This window comes from Agromyces sp. NPDC058126 (genome assembly GCF_042884595.1).
Classification (GTDB): Bacteria; Actinomycetota; Actinomycetes; order Actinomycetales; family Microbacteriaceae; genus Agromyces.
Genome location: NZ_JBHVTS010000001.1, coordinates 166,662 through 182,630, shown reverse-complemented (window position 1 = coordinate 182,630; position 15,969 = coordinate 166,662). Strand labels below are relative to the sequence as shown.

The window sequence follows — 15,969 nt, the reverse complement described above, 5'->3', positions numbered from 1 at the left end:
TCGCTCCGCGAATGGGAAGGAAACACACCATGACCCGCAAGTACGTCGTGACCGGCTCCGCCTCGGGCATCGGCGCCGCGACGAAGCGCGCGCTCCTCGAGCAGGGCGCGACCGTGATCGGCGTCGACCTCCGCGACGCCGACGTCGAGGCCGACCTGTCGACGACCGAGGGCCGCGACGCGGCAGTCGCGCGCGTGCTGGAGCTCTCGGGCGGCGTCGTCGACGGCGTCATCGCGTGCGCCGGCATCTCGGCCCCCGCCCCCGTCACCATGTCGGTCAACTTCTTCGGCGTCACGGCCGTGCTCGAAGGGCTGCTGCCCGCCCTGCGGGCCTCTTCGGCCCCGCGTGCAGCCGTGGTCTCCTCGATGGCCTCGCTGCAGCCCGTCGCTCCCGAGCTCGTCGACGCGGGCCTCGCGGGCGACGAGCCCGCCGCACTCGCCGCCGCCGCGAAGCTCGCCGAGCAGGGCCCCGAGGTGGGTTACCTCGTCTACCCCTCCTCGAAGCGCGCCCTCTCGCGCTGGGTGCGCCGCGAGTCGGTCGGCGAGGCGTGGGCCGGGTCGGGCATCCCCCTCAACGCAGTCGCCCCCGGGACGGTCATCACCCCGATGACTGCCGCGCTCCTCGACAACCCCGAGGGGCTCGCGATGGTCGACGCCGCCGTGCCGATGCCGCTCAACTACCACCAGCCGGCCGAGTCGATCGCGAACCTGCTCGTCTGGCTCACGAGCGTCGAGAACACGCACATGGCCGGGCAGACGATCTACTGCGACGGCGGCGCCGACGCGACGCTGCGGGGCGACGACATCTGGTCGTGGAACGACCCGACGCCCGCGGCCTGAGCAGCCGCGGCAGGTCGACAGCCTGGGGGCGGATGCCACGTGGCATCCGCCCCCTGCCGTCGTGTCCCCGGCGATTCATCCGCTCCAGCTGGCAAGATCGTCGAATGGCCATCCACGTCAACGTCGACAACTTCGCGCTCGCCGAGACCCACCGCATGATGCGGGACCTCCAGGAGAACACCGGTGGCGTCAACCGCTTCCTCCACAACCGGGCCCCCGCCGACATCGACAAGCAGACGGTCATCCGGATGAACCGCGACACCCTGTACAGCTTCGCGGTGGTCGACATCACCGACGGCGCCACCTTCACCCTCCCTGAGCACGGGGATCGGTACCTCTCGGCGATGGTCGTCAACGAGAAGCACTACATCAACGAGATCTTCCACGACGCGGGCGAGCACCGGCTGACCCTCGAGCAGTTCGGCACTCCGCATGTGGTGCTCGCGGTGCGCATCCTCGTCGATCCCGTCGAGGCCGACGACCTGGCCGAGGTCGTCGCGCTCCAGGATCGGATCACGCTGACGGCCGACTCGTCGGCTCCCTTCGAGATGCCCGACTACGACACGAACAGCCTCGACGAGACGCGAAATGCTCTGCTCGCGCTGGCCCGCAACCTGACCGGATTCGACCGCATGTTCGGCGCGCAGGACGAGGTCGACCCCGTCCGCCACCTCATCGGCACCGCCGCGGGCTGGGGCGGGCTCCCCACCTCGGAGGCGAACTACATCGGCGTGGAACCGCGCCTCCCGGTGGGCCGGTACGAGCTGACCGTCGGCGACGTCCCCGTCGACGGGTTCTGGTCGATCTCGGTGTACAACGCCGACGGCTTCTTCGAGCCGAACGACCGCGGCGCGTACACGATCAACAACATCACGGGCGCCCGCAACGGCGACGGCACCATCACCGTCCGTTTCGGCGACTACCCCGCCGATACGCCGAACACGATCCCGATCACCGAGGGGTGGAACTACCTGGTGCGGCTCTACCGCCCGCGCGCCGAGATCCTCGAGGGTCGCTGGTCGTTCCCGGTGCTCGACGCGTAGTCGTCGGCGGCGACCCGCATGGTCGCGCCGGCGCGCGCCGCGAAGCCGACCGCCGTCGCTGCGATCGTGCGCTGCATGACCTCGACGGCCGCGGTCGGCGCGACGCCCACCGGGCGGGCGAGGCTGATGGTGCGGGCGAGCGCCGCGGCGTCGAGTCGCACCGAGCGCAGGCCCGGCCGGTCGATGAGCACCATCGCGGGCACGATCGCGACGCCGAGTCCGCGCTCGACGAATCGCAGCACCGCGTCCATCTCGGCGCCCTCGAGCACGACCTCGGGCGTGAGCCCGGCCCCGGCGAACGCGGCGTCGGTCGCGGCGCGCAGGTCGTAGCTCGAGCTGAAGACGATCTGCGGCAGGGCGGCGACCTCGCCGAGGCCGATCCGGTCGCGCGTCGTGATCGGCGGCGCTCCGGCCGACGAGATGACGACGAGCTCCTCCACGAGCAGGGGCGTCACGGTGAGCCGCTCGGCCGACGAGGCATCCGAGGTGGTGATCAATGCGAGGTCGAGCTCGCCGCCGGCGAGCTCGTCGAGGAGGCGACGCGATCCCTGCTCCGAGAGGTGCAGCTCGATGCCCGGATGCTCCGTGTGGAACGCGCTGAGCACCTCGGCGACGAGGCTGATGCAGAGCGTCGGCGTGGCGCCGAGCCGCACGCGTCCGCGCTCGAGGCCGGCGAGTTCGGCGAGCTCGCGCCGCACCGACTCGGCGTCGGCGAGCATGCGGCGAGCGAGCGGCAGCAGCGACTCCCCGGCGACCGTGAGGGTGCTGCCGCCACGGGCGCGGTGGAACAGTTCGGCGCCGAGGTCCTGCTCGAGCGCGGCGATCTGACGGCTCAGCGAGGGCTGTGCGAGGTAGAGCTCCTCGGCGGCCCGGGTGAAGTTGCCGAACCGGGCCACCTCGACGAAGCCGCGCAGCTGCTCAAGGTTCATATTCATAGCCTACGCGCATCGTTGCCACATGAATGATGCATTGGAGTAATCAGAACCTCGAACCTACCGTGGAACGCATGACCACCTCAGGCAACCCCACTCCGGAGCGGCAGATCTCCACCACCGTGCTCGTGATCGGCACCGGCGGCTCGGGTCTGCGCGCGGCCATCGAACTCGCCGAAGCCGGCGTCGACGTGCTCGCCCTGGGCAAGCGACCCAGGCACGACGCCCACACCTCGCTCGCGGCCGGCGGCATCAACGCCGCCCTCGCGACCATGGACGCCGACGACAGCTGGCAGCAGCACGCCGCCGACACCCTGAAGGAGAGTTACCACCTCGCCGACCCGCGCACGGTCGAGACCGTGACGAAGGGCGCCGCCCGCGGCATCGACGACCTCGAGCGCTACGGCATGCCGTTCGCACGCGAGGCCGACGGGCGCATCTCGCAGCGCTTCTTCGGCGCGCACACCTACCGCCGCACCGCCTTCGCGGGCGACTACACCGGACTCGAGATCCAGCGCACCCTCGTCAACCGGGCCGCGCAGCTCGACATCCCGATCCTCGACACCGTCTACGTCACCCGCATCCTCGTGAACGACGACGGCGCGGTGTTCGGCGCCTACGGCTTCGACCTCGAGGACGGCACGCGCTACCTCATCCACGCCGACGCCGTGATCCTCGCCGCCGGCGGCCACAACCGCATCTGGCGGCGCACCTCCTCACGCCGCGACGAGAACACGGGCGACTCGTGGCGGCTCGCCGTCGAGGCCGGCGGCCGCGTGCGCGACCCCGAGCTCGTGCAGTTCCACCCCTCGGGCATCATCGAGCCCGAGAACGCGGCCGGCACCCTGATCAGCGAGGCCGCGCGCGGTGAGGGCGGCATCCTGACCAACGGGCTCGGCGAGCGCTTCATGCACAAGTACGACCCCGAGCGCCTCGAGCTCTCGACCCGCGACCGTGTCGCCCTCGCCTGCTACACCGAGATCAAGGAGGGGCGCGGAACCGCCAACGGCGGTGTCTGGCTGGATGTCTCGCACCTGCCCCGCGAGACGATCATGCAGCGCCTCCCCCGCGTGTACCAGACCATGCTCGAGCTGCAGATGCTCGACATCACGAAGCAGCCGATCGAGATCGCGCCGACCGCGCACTACTCGATGGGCGGCGTCTGGGTGCGCCCCGAGGACCACGGCACCGACGTGCCCGGGCTCTACGCCATCGGCGAGGCATCCAGCGGACTGCACGGCGCGAACCGCCTCGGCGGCAACTCGCTCATCGAGCTGCTCGTCTTCGGGCGCATCGTCGGCGAGGCCGCGGCCGCCTACTCGCGCGCCCTCCCGGCGCAGCGCCGCTCGGCCGCCGCGGTCGCCATCGCGCGCGACGAGATCGACGCGCTGCTCACCGCCGACGGCACCGAGAACGTGCGCGCCCTCCAGCGGGCCATCCGCGACACGATGACCGAGCACGCCGGTGTCGTGCGCGACGAGCAGGGCCTCACCGCCGGGCTCGCCGAGCTCGACGCGATCGAGGCACGCATGGCCGACCTCGGCGTGCACCCCGACATCGCCGGCTACCAGGACCTCGCGCACGCCTTCGACCTCAGGTCGGCGGCGCTGGCGGCCCGCGCGACGCTCGAGGCGGCGCTCGAGCGCCGCGAGACCCGCGGCTGCCACAACCGCAGCGACTACCCCGAGACGGATGCCTCGCTGCAGGTGAACCTCGTCTGGTCGCCCGCGACCGGGGTGACCCGCGAAGCGATCCCGCCGATCCCCGACGAGATCGCCGCCCTCATGCGCGAGGAGGTCTCGGTGGCGGGCAAGCTCGTCGAGTAGACGGGCAGCGACGGGATGCTCCTGCAGTCCGCTCCGTCACTCGGCGGAGCGGACCGCGCGCTCCACGAGCACCCGCACCTCGGCGACGAGCTCGTCGACCGGCCCTTCGACGGGCAGGCCGGGCGCAACGGCAGTGATCGGCAGTGCCGCGACCGGTGAGGCGGGGGCGCCGAGCTCACGGCGCCACCCGGCGATCTGCTCGGCCGAGGCCACGTACACGATACGGCCGAGCCCGACCCAGGCGTGCGCCGCCGAGCACATCGGGCAGTGCTCCCCCGAGGTGTACACCGTCGCCGCCGCACGCTCGTCGGCGGTGAGGTGCACCGCCGACCAGCGTGCGATCTCGAACTCGGGATGCCGCGTCGGATCGCCGGTGGTCTCCTCACGGTTGCGGTCGGCGAACCGCTCGACGCCCGCCGCGTCGACGAGCACCGAGCCGAACGGGCCGTCGCCGCCAGCGAGCGCCTCACGCGCGAGCTCGACCGCACGACGGAGATGGGCGAGATCGGCCTCTGAGATCGTCATGCACTCAAGCTTGGCCCGAGCGGGCGCCGATGGCGAGGGTCGCCGACCTCAAGGCATCCTCGACCTCGAGCGCGGGCCGATAGCCTGACGTCCATCCCCGATCGCAACCAGGAGACTCACGTGAGCATTCAGCGCATCCAGCCCGGCCCCCGCATGAGCCAGGCCGTCGTCCACGGCGACACCGTCTACCTCGCCGGCCAGGTGGCCGAGGGCGCCACCGTCGTCGAGCAGAGCCAGGCTGCGCTGCAGCGCGTCGACGAGCTGCTCGCGAGCGTCGGCAGCGACAAGTCGAAGCTCTTGAGCGTCACCATCTACCTCGCCGACATCGCGAGCTTCGCCGACATGAACTCGGTCTGGGACGCCTGGGTCGACGGCGCGAACCCGCCCGCCCGCGCCACGGTCGAGGCGAAGCTCGCCACCCCCGACTACTTCGTCGAGTTCGCGGTCACGGCCGCGATCTGAGCGGGTCGCCTTCCGCGACGAAGGGCCGGATGTCGTCGACATCCGGCCCTTCTCGCATCCGACTTGACGGGCCTCGAAATCGCACGCGAGGATGACCGGATGCCGCTTTTCGACCACCTCGGGCTCAGCGTCGAGGACCTGCCCCGCTCGATCTCCCAGTTCGACCCCGTGATGCAGGCGCTCGGCTGCACCCGCAACGACGCCGACGACAGCGTCTCCTGGAACCTCGGCGAGGAGGAGCTGATCCTCTTCCCGGCCCGCGAGCCCGGAACAGGCCCCCACCGCCACGGCCGCATCGGCTGGCAGCACCTCGCCTTCCCCGTCGACTCGCGCGACGAGGTCGACCGGCTGCACGCGATCGCGGTCGAGGCGGGCTGGACCTCGGTGCGCGACCCGAAGCTGTACCCGCGCTTCAACGACCGCTACTACGCGGCATTCATCGAAGACGACAACGGCATCCGCTTCGAGTTCATGTTCAACCCGCCGAAGGAGTCCGTCGCGGGCTGAGGCCGATCCTCGGCCCTAGGCCGGCTCTCGCCGCGTGTGCACCATCCGCCAGTTGACCGGCGCCCAGCTGACCCCCTCGTCGAACGAGAAGTCCTGCTCCCAGACGGGGTTCGGGCCGTCGGTGTCGAGCCAGCGGAATCGAGCGAGGAATGCGATGCCCCGGTACTCCGCAGGGCCGATGAAGGTGCCGACACCGTCGACGAATCGGCCGCGCACCGGGTCGTCGAGCACTCCGGGGCGCGAGGTCGATGCCCACCAGATCGCCCACTCGTCGGTCTCGGGCGAGTAGAGGCGCAGCGAGTAGCCGTCGAACGCCGTGCCGTCGGCGAGCGTGCCGCGAGTCTGGTCGGCATTGCCGAGGCCGCCGAGGATGCTCTCGACCCCGGCGATGCTCTCGAACTCGACCCAGGTCGTGCAGTCGGGATCGAGTGAATCGGTCAGCCGCCGGTGATGCACCGACCAGTCACCGAGGAGGAAGTCGAAATCCGTTGCGCTCATGGCCGGACGCTATCGGGTGCCGCCGACATGGGCTCCGGTCAGTCGGGCGATCCGAGCGGCCCCGTCGCGGTGCCGTCGGGCACCGTCGTCACCGAGACGAGCTCTTCACGGCCGGTGCCGCCCGAGACGGTCACCGTCAGCACCGGCCCGACGTCGCGTGCGTAGAACTTGAGCTCCTCGACGTCGGGTTCGAGCGGGGTCGTGTCTCGGGTCAGCAGCGCGCCGGTGAACGCCCCGTACGGCACTTCGACGAGTTCCTCCGTGCCGAGCACCGCACCCTGGTCCTCCGCTTCGCCGGCGAGGTACTCCTGCCGGTACTCCATGCCCGGGCGAGGGTCGGCGGGCATGATGATGCCGGGAAGCGCACCGTCGACACCGGCCTCGAAGCTCCCCTCCGTCGAGACGATCTCGCCGTCCTCGAACTCGGCCGTGTCCTCGCCCAAGTACCAGATCGCGCCGGCCTCGTCCTGCGCGTACCAGTCGAAGGTGTCCTCGACGAGTTCGTCGCCGCGGCGCACGGTGTCGCGCACGACGCGCGCCTCGATGCCGTTCGCGATCTCGCGCGTCTCCGAGGTGACCGTCACCTCGACGGTCAGATCGCCGTCGGGGTCGGTCTCGTGATAGGTCCAGCGAGTGCCGGGCTCCATCGGCCAGTACGGGTTGTCGATGTCGGTCGTGAACTGCGCGGGGTCGAGCTCGACGGCGTCGCTCCCCTCGGGGAGCCCGCTCTGCTGGGCCGGCTGCGACGCACCGGTGCACCCGGCGAACATCGCTGCGGCCAGCGCCGCCAGTGAGATCGTCACGATCCGCGCATGCACCATGCTGCTCATGACACCGTCAATGCTACGCGCGTGCGGGGCACCGGGCTCGAGCGTCCATTAATCATTGACTTATATAAGCCACGATGCAATCATGTTCGCATGCACGCGCTCGATGTCCTCGGAGATCCGGTGCGACGCCGCATCCTCGAGCTGATCGCCGACGGCGAAGCGCCCGCCGGCGACGTCGGCCGAGTCATCCAGGCCGAGTTCGGCATCTCGCAGCCCGCGGTCTCGCAGCACCTGCGGGTGCTGCGCGAGTCGGGCTTCGTGACCGTGCGCCCCGACGGGGCGCGGCGGCTGTACGCGGTCGACCCCGAACCGCTGGCGCAGGCCGACGCCTGGTTCGACACGTTCCGCCGGTTCTGGCAGCCGAAGCTCGACGCCCTCGGCACCGAGCTCGCGCGCGGCCGGCTGGCGCAACGCAAGGCGGACGAAGAACGGGCGGCCGCGGCATCCCCGCCGGCTCGACCGCACGACGAACCCGCGGACGACGCTCGAAGCGATCCGCACGACGAGTGAACGAAGGAGCACCGACATGGTTGACGTGAACGCGCAGATCGACGCGGTCTCGCGCAGCATCGAGACGAAGGAGGTCGACGGAGCGCTGTCGTACGTGCAGCAGCTCGCGCAGACCTACCCCTCCCCCATCGACGACGTGTGGGACGCCGTGACCTCGGCCGAACGGATCCCGCGCTGGTTCCTGCCGGTCTCGGGCGACCTCCGGCTCGGCGGCCGCTACCAGCTCGAGGGCAACGCCGGCGGCGAGATCCGCCGCTGCGACCCGCCGAACGGCGGCACGGCCGGCTACACGATCACCTGGGGCATGGGCGCCGGCGAACCGGCGCTCGTGAGCATCCGCCTCACCGAAGTGGATGCCTCGTCCACTCGCCTGGAGCTCGAGAACATCGCGTCGGCGGCGAGCCTGCCCGAGGGCATGTGGGAGCAGTTCGGCCCCTCGGCGACCGGCATCGGGTGGGACCAGGGCCTGCTCGGCCTCGCCCTCCACTTCGGCGGAGGCGACGAGGGGATCGCCCCCGAGGAGGCCGCTGCCTGGGTCGTCACCGACGAGGGCAAGTCGTTCATGCGACGCTCGGCCGACGCCTGGGCCGCGGCGCAGCAGCTCGACGGGGTCGACGCGGACGTCGCGATGGGTGCCGCCGACCGCACCTACGGCACCTACACCGGCGAGCTGCCGCCGCCCGAGATGGGGTGATCCTCCGGCGCTGGCCGGCGCAGCGCCGCCCCCGACCGAGCGCTCGTCCGGGGGACGGCGTGCCGCCGCCCCCCGGATGGGTGCTCACTCGTCGACCGTCACCTCCACCGGCTTCGACTCCGTCGCCCCGCTCGGGTTCCGGAACGTGGCGACGAGCGTGTGCTCACCGGGTGCGACGCCGGTCACGTGCACGCTGGCCTTCTGCGCAGCGGGCGAGGCGGGCACGAGCGAGCCCTCGCCGATGAGCTGTCCGTCCAGCGTGAACGTGTAGGCGTCGGCGTTGGTGCCCCACCACATGTTCGCGGTGACCGTGAAGTCGCCGTCTCCGTCCCGGTTGTCGTGGCTCACCACGGGTACCCCCGGGGTGGCCGACGTGACCTTGACGGTGGTGGTCGTGCTGAACGTCGCCCCGCGTGAGTTGATCAGCTGGGCCCGGTACTCGTACGTCCCGTCGGGCTTGCCGGCGAACGGAATCGAGACGTGCTGCGATGTCGCCCCCGGCACCGCTGTGAGCACACGCGTCTCGACCACGGCTCCGTTCTCGAAGAGTCGCAGCACGCTCCCAGGCGTACCCCACCACAGGTGGAAGCGGATGTCGTACGTGCCGTCGTGCTGCCCCGTCTTCCAGCCGCTGGTGTTCGCGAGGGAGCCCATTCCCGGTGCGCTGGTCGCGCCGTCCGAGGGCACGACGAGCAGCGTGCTCGACGCTTCGGCCGACAGGCCCGCGCCGTTCACGGCGGTCGCGGCGATGACGTGCTCGCCCGAGAGCCCGCTGAGGTCGACGAAGCCCTTCGGCTCGATCGGCTGACCGTCGAGGGTCACGCTCAGCGAACCGATGCCGCTCTCGGCGTCCTCGGCCAGGATCTCGAGTTCGAGGCCGTCGTCGGCGTTCACGATGCCCTCGGGCATCCCGGTGATCACCGGCGGCGTGGTGTCCTCCGCGAGCTCCATCGCCACCCGATCGACCTGGAACTGCGGCGCCCACGGCGTGCTCGACCCGGTGGCCCGGAACGAGACGGTCAGGCGCGTGAGGTCGCCCTCGACTCCGTCCAACGGCATCCGCAGATCGTTCCAGCTGTCGGGCTTCACGGTCTCGACGTGCTCGTACTCGCCACTCGTTGTGGTCAGCGAGATGCGCGCCTCGTGAGCAGTCCCCAGGCCCCCGTAGGCGTTGAGCGACACGAGGATCGCGTCGCCCTCCGACGCCGGGATCGGCTCGACGAGGTCGACGTACGCGGAACGCCACTTGTCGGCCGCGACGCCGTTGGTCACGACCGCGAGCATCGACCCGCCCAACCGCGGGGTCCCCGGCTGGTTCGCCGAGGACGACGCGGCACTGACCGCTGCCGTGTTCGATCCCGCCTTCCAGCCCTGCACGTCCTCCTCGAAGTCGTACAGCAGCCGCGTCCCGTCCGGCACGCCGGTCTCAGGGCCGGGCTCGGCCACGCCCACGGTGACCGCGTACTCGCGACCGTCGAACTCCAGGTCGACCACGTCGCCGTCCGCGACGCCCGCGATCGTGCCCTCGGTAGTCGTCGTCGCCATCGACGCGAGGTCACCGAGCGGCAGCTCGCCCTCGGTCAGCGTCACCGAGCCGCTGTCGAGCGCACTCAGCGCACCCGACACGCTCGTACCGCCGCGGTTCGCGACCGTGAACGTGACCTTCTCGCCCTCGGCGACCTCTTCGGCCGTCGCCGAGATCGCGAGGTTGGCGGCGCCGGGCTCGCCCGGCGTGTTCGTGAACCCAGCATCCGACGCCGAGAACTCGCCTTCCCAATCGGCGTTCGACTCACCGCGCACCCAGACCTTGACGCGGTCGATGCGCGAACGAGCGTCCCAGCCGCGAAGGTCGAGGGTGAGGATGCTGTCGGCACCGTCGAGCGCGACGACGCCCTCGGCCACCTCGACGCCGGAGTACGCCTTGATCTTCGCCACCCGCTGGGCGGCCGGATCGGTTCCGGGCACGTTGAGGCGCACCTGCAGGAACCCGGAGTCGGAGGCATCGACCGGATCCGACGACTGGAAGGTCACGCCACGCCACTGCTTGTCGAGCGTGTCGAACGTCGCCGTCACCGCTTCGGCGGCCTCCGCCACCGACGCGACGTTCTCACCAGCGATCCACTGGTCCGCGCCGATCGCGATCTCGGGATCGACCGTTTCCTCGCGCAGCTCGACCGGAGACGGCACCGGAAGCGGCCGGACGCCCTGCCCCTCGATGTCGAGTTCGGGGAAGAGCTCCTCCCACGAGTCGACGCCGATGATCGGCAGCGCGAACTCGGTGTGCGCGCGGGACTCGGGGGTGTCGATGTACTTGAACACGTCGTAGATGCGACGCATCTTGTCGGGCGACGACGGCTCCGGCCGCGCGTCGTCCCAGGTCCACAGGCCGAGCCGCAGCCCGCCCTCCTGCTTGTGGTCGACGTGACGATGGAGGATGAACGAGTCGATCCCCGGCGTGGTGACGGCCCGGTAGTAGGCGTACGCGTACCCCGCGGCCTGCAGATCGGCGTTGACCGCGTCGTTGCCCGGGGCGTGGAAGCCCTGCTCCGACAGGATGATCCGACGCTGCGCGCCCTGGTACATCAGCTCGTCGCGCTGCAGGTACTGGCCCAGGATGTGCAGGTTCTTGAACGTGATGCGCGGGCTGTCGATCGAGTCGAGCGCAGTCTGGTCGTTCCACGTCGCCGGATTGAACAGGTTCTCGGGGTAGGGGTGGTACGCGATGTCCCAGCCGAACTGCCCGCCCTCGTCGGCGACCGCGTTCATCCGATCGAGCACGTCCCGTCCCTTGTAGTAGCGCTTGGGCGCGGTCGTGCTCAGCGCCATCGTCCACAGGTGATCGAGCGAGATGTAGGTGCGCCCCCCGGCGTACTCGTTGCGGACGGCCGTGTCGACCCAGCGCACGGCGCGCTCGTAGTCGTCGACGAAGCGGTTCAGGCTCCGCTCGCCCATGTTCTGCCAGACCCAGCCGGAGTTCACCTCGTTGCCGACGATCCAGCCGACGACGCGGCCGTGCGCCTGGTCCTCGCGGCTGTACCGATCGGCGAGGAACGCCATCGTCGCTCGGAAGTAGCGCGAGTTCTCGTCAACCGTGTTGAACGCGTAGACGACCGCGCCGGAGGCGCGACGAGCAGCGTCGGGATGGATGATCAGATCCGCGGCACCGGGGTTCGACCCCTTGTCGTCGTAGGCGATCAGGATCGCGTTGACGACCATCCCGTTGTCGGACAACGGCTTGATCGTCTGATCCATCTCGGCCATGTACGCCCGGTCGAAGTAGTAGGTCTCGCCGTCGTACTCGAACTCGATCGCATCGTCGGCGGCGGTCGTCTGGATGGTTCGGTCGAGCGCGATGTTGATGGCCGCGTGTCCGACGCCGAGCTCGTCCGCGTCGTCGGTCAGCTGCACCTGCAAGCCCTTCTTGGTCGCCGGCGCCGGGAACGCGAAGTCGTTGTCGGAGGGGAAGTCGCGCACCGTCACGTAGCGGGCCGAGTCGATGAACGAGGGCGTTCCACCGGCATCCGCGACGACCAGGAACTTCGAGGAGATCCGGTCGCGCTCGCCGTCCATGCGGCTCACCCGGAAGTCGAACGATCCGCCGCCGTCGACCGTCCCGAGCTCGATGCCGTCAGCGAAGTCGGGCTCGTACTCCCAGCCGTCGAGCTCGTACAACGTCAGCGTCGTCGCGGATGTCGCCGCGGGGGCCGTGCCCGTGACGCGGATCTCGTCCGCGGTCGCGCTGACGGGCTCGACCGAGCCGATGTGCTCGACGGGCTCGCGGTCCGCGGGGTCGGGTTCGGGCTCCGGCAACGGCTCGGAGTTGAACGAGAAGCCGACGTCGGTGATGACGACCCGGCCCATGTCGCTCGCGTTCTCGCCGGGGTCGATGCGAAGTCGCTCGATCGTGCCGGTCCACACCGGCACGCCGCGCAGGTCGACGACGTACTCCCCCGGAGCGGTCTCGCTCTCCCGCATGTCGAAGGTCGCGCTGCGCTCCTCCGCGAAGGTGGGCTGGGCGACGGTCGACCAGTAGATCTTGCCACCCGTGTTCTCGGTCTCGTTCTGGGCGGTGATGTGCACGGTGTTCGCCGTCGTCGCGTCCAGGGCGAACTTGCCCGACATGACCCACGGGTCGCCTCCCGTGATCTGGACCTCGAGGCCGGCCTCGGTCGCTGCGACGGTCGCCGTGCTCGTTCCGGCACTCCAGCCCTGCAGGTCACCGGCCGTGCCGAAGGTCCAGTGCGGCGTCTCGGCCGCGGCCGCCGCGAGCGGGGTGAGCACGCTGCCCATGATCGCCGCCGCCACCGCCACCGCGATCAGGCGCCATCGCCCGGGCAGCCGGCGCCGCGCCGATGATCGAGGGGATACCTGCTCATGCCACGTCATAACCGCACTCCTGTCGTTCGTCATCGAACTTCTCTCCATCGAGCCCTCGGCGCGCCTCGCAAGACGGTCGCGCCAGAAGTGAAACGTTACAGTCACTATGTGGGCTCCACTTTGCCGCTGTCAAGCCCCACGCCGACCTACTGTCGGCCGCTGAAGCCGCCATCGCGCCGAGATTCCGGCACGTTTCGATGAAACGTTATAGCGTCCGAGTCCCATTCCGTCCGCCCTAACATGCAGATGAGCGCCTGATCGTCGCCGTCACGGAAGGGGTTCGATGTGGTCAGCATGAAAGACGTGGCCGCCAGGGCCGCCGTGTCCCTGGGCACCGTGTCGAAGTTCCTCAACACGCCCGAGCGAGTGGCCCCCGCGACGCAGAGCAGGATCGTCGACGCGATCGACGCACTCGGCTACACGCGCAACGAGGCAGCACGCCAGCTCAAATCCGGTCGCAGCCGGGTGCTCGGGTTCGTCGCCCTCGAACTGAACAACCCGTTCTTCGGCGAGGTGGCCGAAGCCATGGAGCGGCGGGCGACCGAGGAGGATCTGTTCCTGTCGATCGTGAGCGCCGGAGGCGACCCGCAGCGCGAGAGCGAGTACATCCGAATGCTGGTGCAGCAACGGGTGTACGGCGTGATCCTCGCCTCGGGAATCACGCCGGCCGAGGACCTCGAGCTCCTCCACAGCACGGGCATCCCGACCGTGCTGATGGACGCCTATCCGGCCAACGGGCGATTCTCGTCGTGCTCGATCCACGACTTCACCGGGGCGTGCCAGGCGGTCGAGCATCTGATCGAACAGGGATGCCGCCGCATCGCGTTCATCGGCGGTGAGACGCGCACCTACCAGATCGCCGAGCGTCTGCGCGGCGCGACGGCGACGATCGGCGCGGCGTCAGGAGTGAGCCTCGAGGTCGTCCCGACCGCGGACCGCTCTGTGCAATCGGGCCTCACCGTGGGCCGCGAGATCGCGGCGCGTGCGCCCGCCGATCGGCCCGACGGGATCTTCGCCGCCAACGACTCGCTCGCCATCGGCGTGATCGAGGCCTTCGCGCGCGCGAGCGACATCCGGATCCCGCAGGACATCGCCGTGGTGGGCTATGACGATGTCGACTTCGTCGCCGCATCGGCCGTGCCGCTGAGTTCGGTGCGCCGGCCGCGCGAGACCTTCGGCCGTCGCGCCGTCGACCTGATCCGCCGTCAGACGGACGCCGGGGCGACCGCGGTCATCGAACGCGTCCTGATCGAGCCGAAGCTGATCGTGCGCGAGAGCTCGACGAGGTCGACGTAGCGCGTCGGCTCGTTCCGTGCGCCGCGTTCCACGCTCACACCCCGCTTGGACGCCCGCTGGACATCATGTCCAATCGTGTCTCGTGAATTGGCCGAAGCGGCAGGCCGGCCCTCCGTCGGCGTAGCGTAGTGTCTGTCCGCTCGATCAATGGCGACGACAGGAACCACGCATGACCTCCCCCGCTCTCGCAGCCCACCCCACGAAGCTCCGGCGCTCGCTCGGACTCTGGGCCATCGTCGGCCTCGGCCTCGGCTACATGACGCCCATGACGGTGTTCGACACCTTCGGCTACGTCTCGGACGAGAGCGGCGGCGTGGTGCCGCTCGCCTACCTCTTCGCGCTCGTCGTCATGCTCTTCACCGCGATCAGCTACGGCCGGATGACCCGCGTCTACCCGTCGGCGGGCTCCGCCTACACCTACGCCTCCGAGACGATCCACCCGAACTTCGGCTTCCTCGTCGGCTGGACGGCACTGCTCGACTACCTGCTGCTGCCGCTCGTGAACGCACTGCTGCTGCGCCAGTACTTCGAGGCGTTCTTCCCCGACATCTCGGGCTGGGTGTGGGTCGGCGGCTACGTCGCCCTCATCACGCTCCTGAACCTGTGGAGCATCACTTCGACCTCGCGCGTGAACGCCACGCTCCTCATCTTCCAGGTCGTGCTCATCGTCGTGTTCATCGGCCTCGCGTGGGGTGCGCTCAACGCGGGTGCCGGCAATGGCACGCCGCTCAGCATCGAACCGCTGTACCACGCGAACGTGCAGATCGCGACGGTCATCAGTGCGGCCACGATCGTCTGCTTCTCGTTCATCGGGTTCGATGCGATCACGATGTACACCGAGGAGGCGAAGGACGCGAACACCGTGCCGAAGGCGATCGTGCTCTCGCTGCTGATCGGCGGGGCGCTGTTCTTCGTCGCCGGGTGGTTCGCCCAGTCGCTCTTCCCCAGCGTCGAGGGGCTCACCGAGGGCACCGCGCTCCCCGAGCTCGCGTTCTCGGTCGGCGGCATGCTCTTCCAGGTCCTGTTCGTCGCCGCGGCCGTCGCGGCGGTCGCCGCGTCGAGCCTCGCCTCGCACGCGAGCGTCTCGCGCATGCTCTACGTCATGGGCCGCAACAGCTCGGGCCCGATCGGGCGCCGGATGTCGTACGTGCACCCGCGGTTCCAGACTCCGGCGGTCGCGATCGTGTTCGTCGGCGTCGTCTCGCTCTTCGCCGCGGTCGCCGACCTCGACTTCGTCTTCTCGCTCATCAACTTCGGTGCGCTCATCGCGTTCACGGTCGTGAACGTCACGGTGATCCTGCACTTCGCGGTGCGCCGCCGCGAGGTGAAGACCGCGGGGCAGATCGTGCGCAACATCCTGCTGCCCGTCATCGGCGTCGTGCTCACCGTGCTGCTCTGGGTGAACCTCAGCGGCGAGGCGATGATGTACGGCCTCATCTGGCTCGCCGTCGGCCTCGTCTCGCTCCTCGTGATGACGCGGTTCTTCCGGCGGAAGCTGCGCATGTCGCTCGAGGAGGACGAGGTCATCGCCGAGGGCGACGAGGGCGCCGACGCACTGCTCGCCGAGGACCGCGCGCTCCTCGACGCTGCAGAGGGCACGTCGAACGACAAGTAGCGGATGCCGCAGCGG

At 69.9% G+C, this 15,969-nt stretch carries 14 protein-coding genes; 9 read left to right on the top strand and 5 right to left on the bottom strand.

All coding sequences use genetic code 11. The annotated features are described in order from the left end of the window. The first annotated feature begins 29 nt into the window (after window positions 1-29). Window positions 30-839, top strand: a complete 810-nt coding sequence (locus ACFVTR_RS00835; RefSeq protein ID WP_387034127.1) for an SDR family oxidoreductase — start codon at window positions 30-32, stop codon at window positions 837-839. A 104-nt stretch (window positions 840-943) separates the two neighbouring features. Then, on the top strand, window positions 944-1,882 hold the full coding sequence (locus tag ACFVTR_RS00830) for a DUF1214 domain-containing protein (RefSeq protein WP_387034126.1): 939 nt from the start codon (window positions 944-946) through the stop codon (window positions 1,880-1,882). On the opposite strand, the gene ACFVTR_RS00825 is transcribed toward ACFVTR_RS00830, so the two are convergent. After that, window positions 1,822-2,811 carry a LysR family transcriptional regulator gene (locus ACFVTR_RS00825; RefSeq protein ID WP_387034125.1) on the bottom strand — a complete coding sequence of 330 codons (990 nt, stop codon included), beginning with the start codon at window positions 2,809-2,811 and terminating at the stop codon, window positions 1,822-1,824. The two genes, ACFVTR_RS00830 and ACFVTR_RS00825, sit on opposite strands and share 61 nt — an antisense overlap. 77 nt (window positions 2,812-2,888) lie before the next feature. Between ACFVTR_RS00825 and ACFVTR_RS00820 the strand changes: the two genes are divergently transcribed. Further along, window positions 2,889-4,640, top strand: a complete 1,752-nt coding sequence (locus ACFVTR_RS00820; RefSeq protein WP_387034124.1) for an L-aspartate oxidase — start codon at window positions 2,889-2,891, stop codon at window positions 4,638-4,640. 36 nt (window positions 4,641-4,676) lie between these two features. Here the strand turns inward: ACFVTR_RS00820 and ACFVTR_RS00815 are convergent, their stop codons facing one another. After that, complete coding sequence (locus tag ACFVTR_RS00815; protein ID WP_387034123.1) at window positions 4,677-5,165, bottom strand: nucleoside deaminase; 489 nt, start codon at window positions 5,163-5,165, stop codon at window positions 4,677-4,679. A gap of 120 nt (window positions 5,166-5,285) precedes the next feature. Here ACFVTR_RS00815 and ACFVTR_RS00810 point away from each other — a divergent pair, with 120 nt between their 5' ends. Further along, window positions 5,286-5,627 (top strand): RidA family protein, encoded by a 342-nt coding sequence (locus ACFVTR_RS00810; RefSeq protein ID WP_387034122.1) that lies wholly within the window; start codon window positions 5,286-5,288, stop codon window positions 5,625-5,627. A 99-nt stretch (window positions 5,628-5,726) separates the two neighbouring features. Then, entirely contained in the window at window positions 5,727-6,134 is a 408-nt protein-coding gene (locus ACFVTR_RS00805) for a VOC family protein (RefSeq protein ID WP_387034121.1), read from the top strand. 15 nt (window positions 6,135-6,149) lie between these two features. Here the strand turns inward: ACFVTR_RS00805 and ACFVTR_RS00800 are convergent, their stop codons facing one another. Together ACFVTR_RS00800 and ACFVTR_RS00795 are read right to left on the bottom strand one after the other, a co-directional pair. After that, window positions 6,150-6,632 carry a hypothetical protein gene (locus ACFVTR_RS00800; protein ID WP_387034120.1) on the bottom strand — a complete coding sequence of 161 codons (483 nt, stop codon included), beginning with the start codon at window positions 6,630-6,632 and terminating at the stop codon, window positions 6,150-6,152. Between the two features lie 38 nt (window positions 6,633-6,670). Continuing rightward, window positions 6,671-7,462, bottom strand: a complete 792-nt coding sequence (locus ACFVTR_RS00795) for a hypothetical protein (protein ID WP_387034119.1) — start codon at window positions 7,460-7,462, stop codon at window positions 6,671-6,673. Between the two features lie 90 nt (window positions 7,463-7,552). Between ACFVTR_RS00795 and ACFVTR_RS00790 the strand changes: the two genes are divergently transcribed. Continuing rightward, window positions 7,553-7,972: an ArsR/SmtB family transcription factor gene (locus tag ACFVTR_RS00790; protein WP_387034117.1), complete on the top strand. Its 420-nt coding sequence runs from the start codon at window positions 7,553-7,555 to the stop codon at window positions 7,970-7,972. A 16-nt stretch (window positions 7,973-7,988) separates the two neighbouring features. Further along, complete coding sequence (locus ACFVTR_RS00785) at window positions 7,989-8,666, top strand: SRPBCC domain-containing protein (protein ID WP_387034115.1); 678 nt, start codon at window positions 7,989-7,991, stop codon at window positions 8,664-8,666. An 84-nt stretch (window positions 8,667-8,750) separates the two neighbouring features. On the opposite strand, the gene ACFVTR_RS00780 is transcribed toward ACFVTR_RS00785, so the two are convergent. Beyond that, the gene (locus tag ACFVTR_RS00780; RefSeq protein WP_387034114.1) at window positions 8,751-13,052 is read right to left on the bottom strand and encodes a DUF5722 domain-containing protein; all 4,302 of its coding nucleotides are present in this window, start codon (window positions 13,050-13,052) and stop codon (window positions 8,751-8,753) included. 294 nt (window positions 13,053-13,346) lie between these two features. Here ACFVTR_RS00780 and ACFVTR_RS00775 point away from each other — a divergent pair, with 294 nt between their 5' ends. Both ACFVTR_RS00775 and ACFVTR_RS00770 read left to right on the top strand, forming a co-directional pair. Continuing rightward, window positions 13,347-14,339, top strand: a complete 993-nt coding sequence (locus ACFVTR_RS00775; RefSeq protein ID WP_387034113.1) for a LacI family DNA-binding transcriptional regulator — start codon at window positions 13,347-13,349, stop codon at window positions 14,337-14,339. Window positions 14,340-14,508: 169 nt separating this feature from the next. Then, window positions 14,509-15,954 carry an APC family permease gene (locus tag ACFVTR_RS00770; protein WP_387034111.1) on the top strand — a complete coding sequence of 482 codons (1,446 nt, stop codon included), beginning with the start codon at window positions 14,509-14,511 and terminating at the stop codon, window positions 15,952-15,954. Window positions 15,955-15,969 lie beyond the last annotated feature (15 nt).